A 12972-nucleotide genomic window follows, 5' to 3' on the forward strand; every position below is an offset into this window, starting at 1 on the left:
GCGAGCTATCCATCCCCGAACTAGAAGTACGGGGCTTTCCGCTCAATTTGGTAAGGTAGGTACAGCAAGTGATTTGAGTTATTCTCACCTAATAGTCGAACCTGAAGATATTCTTCAGGCTCAATCAATAAGATCATGCACACCTGCCTGATGATTCTCATCCAACAAAAATGCACTAAATCTCCAACCTCATAACACTCATTTCATATTGTAAAAGGCAGGAACTTTTCTGGCTCCCTTTACTCCAATACTTTCAGATCCAGTCCTCAGATGTGACTCATAAAGCATATTGAAGTGACTCATAAAGCAGAACAAAGAAGTAAATGGAGTTTAGAGTGCGATTTTTTAACCTGATATTCATTCTATTATTGATGAATGAAGTAGCTTTCTCTTCAGAATCAGTACAACCCTCTTACCCTGATCTGGTGTCTCACCAGCCTCATCAGATGTTGCATCACTCTCAGTGGCTGGTGATGCCTCTCATAAGCGGTGTTGCAGGCGGTATCGCTGCGAGCAATTCGCCTGATCAAACGCCTTACACCGTGAGTGCAGGTGTTATTTCCGGTGTCGCCCTATCCAGTCTGGACGTACTCTACAATCACTTCAAAACATCTGCCCCTTATTATATGAGTGCCGGTGTCATGGGAGCGGCTACCATGAGCAATACTCCCATGCCCGGCTCTCTCAATTACCTGTGTGGTTTTGTTGGTGGCGCAATGGTTGCTACGGGCCAGTTGAACTTCCTGGAAAAGTACATCAGCGCACCTGCAAAAGGGGCCTTTAACGCCGCCATTCTGATAGGAATGCCGGGAGCCGCTGCGGGGGCTGTTATCGGTGTAGCCGATGAAGTGATGGCTGCTTGTAATCTCACCGACACCGAACCCCTGTCTACAACATTGTCCGCTGTCACCCAGCTAAAAATAATGACACCATTTTTTTCATCGGGTCTGAGCCGTCTGCCACTGATTGGCAGCTCATACCGTTCTGCGGTGTCTCAACTCAATGTTCCCTATTTGATTGAAACTGTGGGCACTGTCTGGAGTGGAACCTGCCTGTTTACCTCACTTTCAGAAGACGATCACTCCTTGTCTTATTTGTGTATCACTCTGAAACCCTCAAGTCGGAGTCATGACAAAACCAACCTGGAAACCATTTCTGAAATGGATCAGACCCTGAATGAGATTATGGATAGCCGGACGATCCAGAGACTCTCACACATGCAGGCTCTTGCCATAGTCGGCTCTCAGCTGATGAGTTCCAGACTGGCCAAGATGCGCGCCTCCCGGGCCCAGTCTCTTCACGCAGGTCTGGCAAACTTTAATCCAAGGCTCGGCATAAAACCTGAGGAGGCTCTATCCGCTCATATTGGGGCCGGGCGGTCAATGGTCTACTTCTGCCTGCCTTACCTGGGACACTGGTTGATGGATTCGGTCATAGAAAGCTACTACAGACTTCTAATGAAGCAATCTGCACAGGATGAACTGGAGCGTCTCTTTTTCGATGACCAGAACTTTATCAGAATGAATCTGAATAAAACGCTTGATACCCTGATTGCCACAATGGATACCAGTATCCACAACGTTGTGACTGCCGGCAGCATACTGGAGCGTTCGCTGGCCCGCGCTTATATCGGTGGTTTTTACGACCTCTCCTTTATTGTCAAAAGTGGCGCTGCCGATATGCTGGTGTTCATGGATATCTATAGCAAAACGACTGAATCCATAACCATGTCGCTTAACAGGGGAGCCCTGGATCTGGAGATCAACAGGGATTTTCTGAGCACTGAACTCGACGTGTTGAAAAAAGACTTCACCACCAATGCCCGAACCATCGGCAGCGGTGCAAAAAAAGATTTTATGGTCGAAAAGTATGCCGAGCTGCTGCAGGCAGTTCGGGAGACAGAAGCCAGCCAGTCTAAAGCAGGACTGATTTCAGGTAGCTGGGGCACTGTAAAAAGCCTTATCGACTTCGTTGCCAAAAGCCTTCTCATTGCCAGGAAGATGAGTACTGGAGAAGTGGTATACGGTGATTATCAGGCACTTCTTTTCGCCACTGACAGTGTTTCCAGTGCCTTATCATGGCACGCTGACAACGTCGATACCCTGCTTAGCTTCAATAAAGCGGTAGACAGTATTCACTCACTGGGAGCGGAAATAAAACGCTCCCCCAGGGAACTGTGGCAACAGCCTGACTATCGGGCTCAAAAAGGGGATGAGGTAGCCATCCGTCTGGAAGCTTTCTCCATGGGGCATCCTGAAGGTGTACTGATGACCGACCAGGCATTAACCCTTCCCAAGGGCTATTTTGCGGTTTCCGGTGTTTCCGGCAGTGGCAAGAGCAGCCTGCTTTCAAAGATCAGAAGAGAAGTCGGCAATGGTATATGGGCGACGGGCAATGTCACTTACACCACTGCCAATGGCGAGTTGCCTGAAGTCTTCCACGCCGAACAGCTGACCTACATTCCACCCAACATAACCCTGAGAGAACTGGTCACGTTACGATTGGAAGGTGACCCGGACGACCCGCATCCTGCTCTGCGAAACCCAAAGCACAGAACCGACCTCACCGATCAGGAACTGATCAACCTGTTAAAGGAGATCGATTTCTACTCCGAAGATCAGTGGCACCTTCTGAAAGAACAGCTTCACGACGAACGTAACTGGAAAGATCAGCTCAGTGGCGGCCAGATTAAAAAACTGGCACTCCTCTCGGTGATTAACCGGCGTCCTGAAGTGGCCATACTGGATGAAATTTTCGCCGGGATGGACCAGATTTCAGTGCAACAGGCACAGAGGATGCTTAAAAAATACTTGCCCGACAGTCTGCTGCTGATCGTCGACCACAATGCCGCCCAGAATAACTACGATGGATTTTTTACCGGCAGGATTCATCTGGAAAACAGCCAGGTCAGTCTCAGGGAAATAGACAATGAATAACTCAGGTGAAGCCTGATATGCCTAAAATAGCGAGCATCTCCAACAATGAATGCTTACTCTCAGTAACTGCCAATCAAGTTCAATTAGAAACACCAACCGGTAGTGGTTGGGGTAGAACTGTCTCGGTACCTGACAGCCAAGAATCCTTGTTAATCTGTTTGCCCATCGAAATACAAGAGCAAATTATTGGCTTTTTAACGCTTAGGGATGTTGCCCGTTTACAGCAGGTATGTACTCACTTTCACCAGACCATTGAAGATAACCATGCGCTTGCAAAGGTGTGGTATCGCCGATTTACTTCACCACACCAAGATCGACTTAAGAGGGCTCTTCCTACAGAAGAAGTGAAACAACTCACTCAATGGTTGCAGCTATTTACGAATGATAAACAGCTAATTAAGTCACTCATGGAACACCGGGAGAAAACTTATTTTCCTGCTTTATTCTACTTCACCCAAACCAGATTGATGTCTAAATGTGAACAATTTGAAGTCGGTACAAAAGCCACCATTGTCTATGATCACGATATCATGTCTGTCAGAACCATCCTCAATGGTCTCTATATAGCGGTTGCCGGTATGGATAAAAAGGCAAGAATTTATGCCCGCCAGTTCGATGAATCACAGTCTGAATTCAGCTGGGTAGAAAAAACCATAATTTCCCATAATCGTTGGGTCGAAGAAGTCCGCTTCAGTAAAGATGAACACCGTCTGGTGACCATTTCCTACGACTTTACGGGGAAAATCTGTCGTGAGAAGGACGACGGATCCTGGCAAGAAGAAGTCACCATTAGCCACTTAAATCCGATCAAATCAATCGCCTTCAGCCCCAATAACCAATATCTGGTGACGGCCAGTTGGGATGGAACGGCGAAAATCCTGACTCTGAAGGACGATGGATTATGGGAAGAAAAAGAGCTTATATCTTTGGATAATTGCATCGAATCAGCGCAATTTAGCTACGATGGCCAACATCTGGTCATTGCCTGTTACGATAACACAGCGAAAATCTATGGTCTGAAGAATGGCTCATGGGAACCAGAAACGATCATTACTGTTGATAGTCCGGTTCTGAAAGCCTTCTTCAGCTTCGATAACCGTCATGTGGTGACCATCAGCGAAGATCAAAAATTAAGACTTCACGGTCTGTTGGATAATGGGCTGTGGCAAGAAAAAGAGCTTGCGTTCAATGATAATCGGGTCAAATCAGCCATCATCAGTCGCACTAGTCACCGTCTGCTAATCACCAGCGGGCGCGCGGTAACCATCTATGGTGAGGAAGACGATGGATCGTGGGAGCATGAAATTACCATTTCCCATGACGACCAAATCATATCAGCTGCCTTCAGCCCCGATGAACGTTATGTGTTAACCGCCAGTGAAGATGGCAAGGTAAAAATCCTGTACCAGGACGATAATGGATCATGGGTGATTGAAGCCACCATTCGCCATAAGGGCAAGGTCACGTCGGCCAACTTTAGCCACGATGGCCGCCATGTGGTAACCACCAGTTCAGATGGCACTGCGATGATCCATGGTCTGAAGCTTGGGTTGTGGCACAAAACGGCTGTCATTTTCCATGGTAAAAATGTTGTCACAGCCATATTCAGCCCTGATAGCCGCCACGTATTGACCATCGCTGTAGAGACGTTAATAATCCATGGTCAGCAAACGGATGGAGAATGGGTCCAAAAAGCGATCATTTCCCACGGTGCCCCAATCCAGTTCATCAGCTACAGTGGCCACTATGCGATAGTCGCATGTCGTGATAAGAAAATGTTCGTTTATGAATTACGGGGGCATAATCCATTGATTGCTAACACTGAGTGACAGCACTCGACTTGCCCTGTTATCACGATTGCCGGAGACTGGCTATTGTCTCAAAGCGACTTTATTCGCTATCATTTCCGGCTATGAAATCACTCTCATCAGCCACTCCATCTTCCTCTCACACGGTGAGTCATGAACGGCTTCAGTCAGCACCTGACCGCGGCAAGCCCATAAGCTGCCTGACACTCACCTTGCGACGATGCCAAGGCTGAAAGGTTGCTTTTCAGTCACCATCACTTTCGACACCCTGCTTTTTTGCAGAACAGGGCTGCCACTGGCCAGAATCAACAATGAAACACAGACAGTGCAAAGTATTTTTCCCGATGAGCAGCCTTGAGCGAAAAAAATCATCGCAAACAAGTTTCAGACCAAGGACTTTTTTTCCATGAATATTCTTAAACTGCTTGAAGACAGAGTCATCAAAGCATTGATCGCCGCCGGAGCCCCGGAAGATACTCCTCCCATGGTTCGCCAAAGCGCACGGGCCAACTTCGGTGACTATCAGTGCAATGCAGTGATGTCAGCAGCAAAGAAAATGGGACTCAAGCCTCGAGACCTGGCTCAGAAAGTGGAAGACAATCTGGACCTGAAAGGTATTGCTGAAAAAACTGAAATTGCCGGACCCGGCTTCATCAATATCTACCTCGATCCACAGTGGCTCGCTGCCGGACTGGAAGAATCAGTAAAAGACGATCGTTCCGGAGTAAACACTGTCGACAGTCCGGAAACCGTAATTGTCGACTACTCTGCGCCTAATGTTGCCAAAGAAATGCACATTGGCCACATTCGCTCTACCATCATTGGTGATGCCACCGCTCGTACTCTGGAATTTCTGGGCCACAAAGTCATTCGCCAGAATCACCTGGGAGACTGGGGTACTCAGTTCGGTATGCTGATTGCTCACCTCGAAGAGCTGGAGCACGATAGCCAGGAAGCTCAGGCTATGGAGCTCTCAAATTTGGAAGCCTTCTACAAGGCAGCCAAAAAACGTTTTGATGATGACGAAGCGTTTGCCACAAAAGCCCGTGAGTACGTAGTCGCATTACAGTCTGGCAATGAACACTGTTTGAAACTCTGGAAAAAACTGGTTGATATCACGCTGTCTCACAACCAGGAAGTCTATGAACGACTGAATGTTTCCCTGACACCGTCTGACGTCATGGGTGAAAGCGCGTACAATGACAGCCTGCCTGCCATTATTAATGAACTGGCCAGCAAAGATCTGTTAAGTGAAGACCAGGGTGCCAAAGTGGTCTTTCTGGATGAATTCAAGAATAAAGACGGTGACCCAATGGGTGTCATCGTCGAAAAGTCTGGCGGCGGCTTCCTCTATTCCACAACCGATCTGGCAGCACTGCGTCATCGAACCCACACCTTAAATGCTGACCGTGTTCTTTACTATGTTGATGCTCGCCAGGGACAGCACTTTGAGCAGATCTTCACCATTGCCCGCAAAGCAGGCTTCGTTAATGAAGACACCCGCACCGAACATCATGCCTTCGGTATGATGCTGGGTAAGGATGGCAAACCGTTCAAAACTCGTGCCGGTACTACCATCAAACTGGTGGATCTGCTGGACGAAGCGGAAGAGCGTGCAGCCAGACTGATTGCCAGCAAAGCCTCTGATCTCAGCGAAGAACAAAAGTTTAAAGTCATCAAAGCCGTTGCCATGGGCTCGGTAAAATACGCTGACCTGTCCAAAAACCGCACCAGCGATTATGTTTTCGACTGGGACACCATGCTGGCTTTCGAGGGCAACACCGCGCCTTACCTGCTCTACGCTTACACCCGTATTAAGAGCATTTTCCGCAGGGCCGGAGTAGCTGAATCGGACCTCACCGGTGATATTCTGGTTGAAGAGCCTTCTGAGAGAGATCTGGCTCTGAAGCTTAACCGCTTCAGTGAAACCATTGAGCAAGCGGCTCGTGAAGGAACCCCTCACGTACTGTGCAGCTACCTTTATGATCTGTCTGGTGCATTCATGAGCTTTTATGAAAACTGCCCGGTTAACAAAGAAGGGGTCAACGAACCCGTTAAAAACAGTCGCTTGCAACTCTGTGCCCTGACTGCCCATATCCTCAAGACAGGCCTTGACCTGCTCGGCATTGAGACCGTTGAGCAGATGTAACCCTGTTTAACCCGGAAAAAAATGCCGACGTTAATGTCGGCATTCATATCTGCTGCTCTGGCAAAAACTCATCAGCCGAGGCCTGAGCCCAGTGGTCGCTGTACCCGGGAATATCATCACATTTCAACAAAAAACCTGTTTCCAAAACAGGGTAGATGGTTGCGTAAGAAGCCTCTGTCTGATCTGCCAGACGGCGGAAGATATGACTCGCATTCAGCTGATCAGGGCTTTCCAGCCCCATCGCACCAACAATATCCAGAAAACTGGCCACCGTCACACGGTGATAATTGGCCACCCTGACCTGTTTGTCAGCGATATTGATGGCTTTGCCTCTGATCGGGTCCTGAGTGGTCACCCCCGTTGGACATTGATTAGTGTTGCACTTCAATGCCTGAATACATCCCACAGCAAACATCATGGCTCTGGCCGAATTACACAGATCGGCACCCAGAGCGATCTTTGTCACCATGTCAAAACCCGACGCGACCTTGCCGCTGGCAATGATTTTTACTTTCTCTCTCAGGCCTGCGCCTACGAGACAGTTGTTCACAAACACCAGAGCTTCATTCACTGGCATTCCCAAACGATCCGTATACTCCACCGGAGCGGCCCCTGTCCCTCCTTCTGATCCATCGACCGTAATAAAGTCCGGAGCCAAACCGGTTTCCAGCATGGCTTTACAGATGCCCATAAATTCCACTCTGTTGCCCAGACAGAGCTTAAAGCCCACAGGCTTATTCGCAATCTCTCTGAGATGGTCAATAAACAAAATCAGCTCTCTGGGCGTTGAAAAAGCCGAATGAGCAGGAGGAGAGATGACCGTCACGCCTTCAGGGACGCCCCTGGCTTCAGCAATTTCTTTCGACACTTTGACGGCGGGCAGAACGCCCCCATGAGAAGGTTTGGCTCCCTGGGATAATTTTATTTCAACCATCTTCACGGCTCCATGCTTCACTTTTTCAGTAAATATTTTTTTGTCGAAACCACCTTCTTTTGTGCGACAACCAAAGTAGCCTGTACCGATCTGCCAGATCAGATCTCCACCTTCTGCCAGATGATGTCGACTTAACCCTCCTTCCCCGGTGTTGTGAGCAAAGCCTCCCCTGCAAGCCCCGGCATTCATCGCCCTGATAGCATTGGCACTCAAGGCACCAAAACTCATGCCAGAAATATTCAGCCTTGACGCCAGATAAGGCTGCGAACAGGAATATTCACCAACCAGTATTTTTCCATGGATGGCATCCACCTCTTTGGGTTTCAGGGAGTGATTGGCTCGATGATAGCCGCAGTCGGTCAGCTCAAACTGGGTGCCAAAAGGTTGGGTATCAGACACTCCCTTGGCCCTTGAGTACACCATGTTTCGAATTTCACGATTAAAAGGTTTGCCGCTCTGATTTGACTCGATAAAGTACTGATGGATCTCGGGACTGATAAATTCCAGCGCGTAGCGCATATGGCCAATCACAGGATAATTTTTCAAAACGTTATGATGGGTACAGGTCAGATCGAAAACCCCAACCAGAATGTAAGGTACCAGAAAAACAAACAGCCACAATATACCGGGCCAGAAAAACGACAGAATCAATGTGATCAGCGTTCCGCCAATGGCAATCCAGAAAAACAATTTACGTGCCATTTCTCCACCTTTTTCAGTGAAAAAGTCCAGATAGCTGGACCTGATGCACTTGAGTCTTGATGATAAAACGGGCTTTGGCAACGCTCCTTCATTGGCAGTGACAGTTATCCTGACAGAGACGGAGGGCCCCACAGCCTGCCCTTAAAACACAGAGGCGAGGCAAAATCGCAGCAAACCAGATACCTTGCAGGCGGGTTGTAAAGCGGACTGTTTAGAAATGATAAATGATTAGAGTCTGAAAATACTACTACTGGAACTAGTTCGTAGTGGCACTGTCCAAAGTCACAGGGATCAGATAAATCAGCTTAATTCCACTGTCAGGTTACGTGACACTACCAATATTCGCTGAATACTTTGTGAAATATATCATCGCAAGTGTCGGTAAAACTTATTCTCTGTGAGGGTAAATTGATTTGAACGATTCATAATTTAGAAACAAGAGGTACTTTAGTATGAATGTAAACACTCAAGCGCCCAGTCATCAAACAATTGATCGGGGCACACAAACAGAATCCAGCACGGATTCAAATCTTGGCAAGTTTCTGGGGCTGACCGTAAAAAAATCACTCTACGAAAACTTCCTCTGGGATGCCCGTAATTGGAGACGTCATCTTCCTGTAGAAATAAAGCGTGGTCCGGGCTTACTAATGAGGAATATCGGTATGTGTGGCGGTATCGCTTGCGGTTTGGCTGCCGGGCAACAAATAGCACTTGGCCCTGTAGGGCTTGTGGGTGGTGCGACAGCCGGGTGCATTCTCGGCGGTCAGGCAGGTTATCTGGCCGAGGCAGCCTTTATTAGAGAATGTCAGCGATTACGAGATCTTGAAAAAGCAGTTACTATTCAGCCACAGCGAGCCGCTGAACTGAGTTCAAGGATCCCCCGGGATGAAGACAGAACGAATGCTCCACCCTCATATGATGAATCTCAGCATTTGGAGAGCCTTCGCCAAAGAGTAATTATTCCATCTGATGGAGGATATCACTGACTATCTGGAAATGCAGTGAATGACAAACATCAGACTTCGAGATTGAAAGTAACAGGTCCGTCATTCAACAGGGAGACTTTCATGTCGGCACCAAAACGACCCGTTGCCACATCGTGATGAAGGGAGCGGGCACGCTCCACAAAATAGTCATACAATTTCTCACCATGCTCAGGAGAAGCCCCGGAACTGAAGCCGGGACGGAGTCCTTTGCGTGTGTCGGCGACAAGCGTGAACTGAGAGACCACCAGCAACCCACCAGCGGTGTCTTTCAAACCCAGATTCATTTTTCCGCCGTGATCGCTGAAAACCCGATATTTGAGTACTTTGTCCAGCAACTTATCCGCTTTTGCCTGATCATCGTCTTTTTCTACGCCCAGAAAGAGCAAAAGACCTGCTTCGATCTCGCCTACGGTTTCACCGTTCACCTTGACATGAGCAAACTGAACTCGCTGGATTAATCCGCGCATGGGTTATCCTACTCTGGAAGTGAAGAGTCGCCCCAGCTCTCACAGCCAGGGCTAAGAAGAACATCAATTGATCGAATTCAGGATTATCCGAACTTAACAGCCAACTTGTCCGTTGCAATCACCAGTGCGTCCACAATCCCTGGTTCGGAGGATGAATGACCCGCCTCTCTGATCACCTGAAGCTCGGCTTCTGTCCAGTGTTCAGCCAATACCTGTGCATTGTCCAGAGGACAGATCATATCGTATCGACCGTGCACAATAATACCTGGAATCTGGTCGATGTATTTCATGTCCCGGATAATCTGGTGGGCTTCAATAAAGCTATCATTTATAAAATAATGGGCTTCAAGCCGGGAAATGGCCTTTGCGTTGTGAGGCTCACTGCAAAACTCTTCAACATCGGGACAGGGTTTCAATGTGCTGATACGTCCTTCCCACAATGCCCAGTGTTTGGCAGCATTCATTTGTGCCAGCTCATCATCACCGGTCAAGCGACGGTAATAAGCTTCCAGCATATTACCTCGCTCACTTTCCGGAATGATTTCTGCAAAATGCTGCCAGTGATCCGGAAACACTCTGCCGGCCCCGTTCTCAGTGTAAAGCCAGTCAAAGTCCTTCTGTCGGGACAGGAAAATCCCTCTTAGTACCATAGCCATAACCCTTTTGGGGTGAGCTTGGGCATAGAGTAGAGAAAGGGTAGAGCCCCAGGAACCACCAAACAAAATCCACTTTTCAATATTCAGATGCTCCCGAATCTGCTCCATATCAGTGATCAGATTCTGGGTCGTATTCCCTTCCAGCTCAGCATGGGGAAGCGACCGGCCACAGCCACGCTGGTCAAAAAGGATGATTCTATATTTCTCAGGATCAAAGAATCGCCGTGCTTTTTCCGAAGTGCCGACCCCAGGCCCGCCATGGACAAACAGCACAGGAATACCATCAGGGCTCCCGCACTCTTCCACATAAACATGATGAACATCATCCACAGCCAGTTTGAAAACAGAGTATGGCTTTATAGCCGGGTAAAGCGTGCGCATGTTCCTTCCTTCAGAAGTCACTGAATCAAGCGTAGTCAGTCAGCTGAAAAACAGAGCGTCTGAGCTACCTCATGAACACTCTACAATACTCTTAAAAACCATGGTTTTCCAAGCCTTGTAGTGGGTTTGAAGTTCAGGGAACTTTTGTGCTTTTAAACTATCTGAGTTTTCATGACTGATAAAAAAGGCAAGGAGTGCTTATGTATAACGATGTAATAGCGGGCAGTAGCCGATGAACACTCAATTAACTCAAAGATCCATTGATCCATTAATCATTGCTCTGGTGTTCTCTGTAGCAATAGGTTTATCCCACGCTGCCGGGGTGAACTCCTTCCCACAGAATGATTCTGATGAGCTGAAGCGTTATCTCTCCAGCCACAATTATCGAACGCCTGAAAGCTGCAGCAAAAGCGCAGATAAGGGAAGTTGCTGGGCTCGTTCCATCATGAGCGTTCTCAGTGAACAGGAGCTCAGCCAAATCTTCAGACAACAGGCAGAACGCCTGGAATATCCTGAGGGTCAGCCAATCAATGCAGCTGCTTTGCACATTTATCTTGAAAGTCATAGCGCAGAAACACCTGAAGGTGCTACACCGGGTGTTCCTATCAATAACCTGAACACCCAACTGGCCATTCTTCTGAAGAAAAAAATACTGACAATAACACCGTTAGCGGGTGGGTCGATTGCAACTCAGATCTTCACAGGGTTCGAAGATGGCAGCTATGAAGTTGAAGAAAACATTATTTCACTGTCAGAAGAGCCTGAAACTCTGTTCACAGCCTTAATCACAGCGGATATAAGCCTTTTCCTGACACCGGGAGTGAATGCTGCTCCCGGTCACGTGCAGCCCATTGTCTTCAATCTGCAAGCCCATCAGACATCCGGGGAAGCTCTTCCTGAAGACTCGCTGAATTCAATGATAAACCGACCTGCCAGGGCACTTGATCTCTTCGCTGTCAGCAGCGGTGATATACCACCTTACTTTTTCTCAGCGCTCCAATTTGGAGTCAAAAATGACCAGAATCCGCACACCCAACTCAGTTGGGGAAGCAAAGAGCTTGAAAAGAAAGCGGCCAGAGAAAGAGCAGCTGCTAAAAAAAGACTGAATGAAGAAGTCAAACAGTTAAGAAGCGAAGCCGCCAGGGAGTACCGCAAGAGTGCCACGATCCGTTCTTTAAAAAGCTTTGCAGTCAGCGCTCTCAAGAGCATTCCTGTCGGTTTCGTGTCCGGTGCCATCTATCAGAACTGGGAAACGGTTAAAGCTTATTTACAAGACTTTCAAAAAGAAATTATTGCTCCCAACTTGCCGTTGATGGCCCGACTCGATGGCATGGGAATGGGAAAGTCTGAAGATATGCCTCCGGAATGGGCCAGTTTTATAGACACGCTTCCGAAGAAAGGACATGAGGCCTTGAAATACATCCGTTCAAAAGTCGATAACGGCTTAAGATCCCGTTGGTCCAACGGTCACTGGTTCAACCCCCATGGACCCAACTTCCACCCGCCTGAGAAGGGTATAAAACAACCTGTCAAAAGCTTTTCAGATCAAATGCTGATGGCTGTCAATGCTATACGTTCCAAGCCGCAGGTCTGTGGCAATACCGTCATGTCTGCAGTCGGACGTTTGCGCTGGAACTATTCTCTTGAAGCCGCTGCTTTCAGACATGCAACCGATATGGCAAATGGAGATTTTATGAGCCATAGCGGTTCCGATGGAAGTCAACCCACTCAACGAGTTGAAGCACAAGGTTATCTCTGGTCAACCACTGCCGAAAACGTTGCAGCAGGCCAACGCAGTGTCGATGCTGTACTCAAAGCCTGGATGAGCAGTGAAGGTCATTGCAAAAACATCATGAGCCCTGCTGTCACCGAGATGGGAGTCAGTTTTGTAGAGAAAGCCTCCGGCAAATACGGAATATTCTGGGCCCAGGTTTTTGCTTCACCGAGACACTT

General features: G+C 48.1%; 8 protein-coding genes. 5 read left to right on the top strand and 3 right to left on the bottom strand.

Going from position 1 to position 12972, the window contains the following annotated elements; all coding sequences use genetic code 11:
- The first annotated feature begins 335 nt into the window (after positions 1-335).
- The 3 genes from KDK17_RS19645 (at position 336) to argS (ending at position 6893) form a co-directional block, all read left to right on the top strand.
- Positions 336-2936 (top strand): ATP-binding cassette domain-containing protein, encoded by a 2601-nt coding sequence (locus KDK17_RS19645; RefSeq protein ID WP_257288364.1) that lies wholly within the window; start codon positions 336-338, stop codon positions 2934-2936.
- A 17-nt stretch (positions 2937-2953) separates the two neighbouring features.
- Positions 2954-4765 (top strand): F-box/WD repeat-containing protein, encoded by a 1812-nt coding sequence (locus KDK17_RS14555; RefSeq protein WP_257288365.1) that lies wholly within the window; start codon positions 2954-2956, stop codon positions 4763-4765.
- 385 nt (positions 4766-5150) lie between these two features.
- Positions 5151-6893: an arginine--tRNA ligase gene (gene argS / locus KDK17_RS14560; RefSeq protein ID WP_257253138.1), complete on the top strand. Its 1743-nt coding sequence runs from the start codon at positions 5151-5153 to the stop codon at positions 6891-6893.
- Positions 6894-6936: 43 nt separating this feature from the next.
- Here argS and KDK17_RS14565 read toward each other — a convergent pair whose 3' ends face one another.
- Positions 6937-8529, bottom strand: coding sequence for an FMN-binding glutamate synthase family protein (locus KDK17_RS14565; protein WP_257253140.1), 1593 nt, complete (start codon positions 8527-8529; stop codon positions 6937-6939).
- A gap of 452 nt (positions 8530-8981) precedes the next feature.
- On the opposite strand from KDK17_RS14565, the gene KDK17_RS14570 reads away from it, so the two are divergent.
- Positions 8982-9515, top strand: coding sequence for a hypothetical protein (locus tag KDK17_RS14570; RefSeq protein ID WP_257288366.1), 534 nt, complete (start codon positions 8982-8984; stop codon positions 9513-9515).
- Between the two features lie 29 nt (positions 9516-9544).
- Here KDK17_RS14570 and dtd read toward each other — a convergent pair whose 3' ends face one another.
- Together dtd and pip are read right to left on the bottom strand one after the other, a co-directional pair.
- Entirely contained in the window at positions 9545-9982 is a 438-nt protein-coding gene (gene dtd, locus KDK17_RS14575) for a D-aminoacyl-tRNA deacylase (protein WP_257280172.1), read from the bottom strand.
- 83 nt (positions 9983-10065) lie between these two features.
- Complete coding sequence (pip, locus tag KDK17_RS14580; protein ID WP_257254673.1) at positions 10066-11019, bottom strand: prolyl aminopeptidase; 954 nt, start codon at positions 11017-11019, stop codon at positions 10066-10068.
- A gap of 232 nt (positions 11020-11251) precedes the next feature.
- Here pip and KDK17_RS14585 point away from each other — a divergent pair.
- A partial coding sequence (locus KDK17_RS14585; RefSeq protein WP_257288367.1) for a CAP domain-containing protein occupies positions 11252-12972 on the top strand: 1721 nt, incomplete at its 3' end.

The organism is Endozoicomonas sp. SESOKO2 (assembly GCF_024606245.1).
Lineage (GTDB): Bacteria > Pseudomonadota > Gammaproteobacteria > Pseudomonadales > Endozoicomonadaceae > Endozoicomonas_A.

Bases quoted from the DNA above. Each gene is read 5' to 3' on its own strand.
- KDK17_RS14555 (WP_257288365.1), top strand. From the start codon at position 2,954: ATGCCTAAAATAGCGAGCATCTCCAACAATGAATGCTTACTCTCAGTA.
- argS (WP_257253138.1), top strand. From the start codon at position 5,151: ATGAATATTCTTAAACTGCTTGAAGACAGAGTCATCAAAGCATTGATC.
- KDK17_RS14565 (WP_257253140.1), bottom strand. From the start codon at position 8,529: ATGGCACGTAAATTGTTTTTCTGGATTGCCATTGGCGGAACGCTGATC.
- KDK17_RS14570 (WP_257288366.1), top strand. From the start codon at position 8,982: ATGAATGTAAACACTCAAGCGCCCAGTCATCAAACAATTGATCGGGGC.
- dtd (WP_257280172.1), bottom strand. From the start codon at position 9,982: ATGCGCGGATTAATCCAGCGAGTTCAGTTTGCTCATGTCAAGGTGAAC.
- pip (WP_257254673.1), bottom strand. From the start codon at position 11,019: ATGCGCACGCTTTACCCGGCTATAAAGCCATACTCTGTTTTCAAACTG.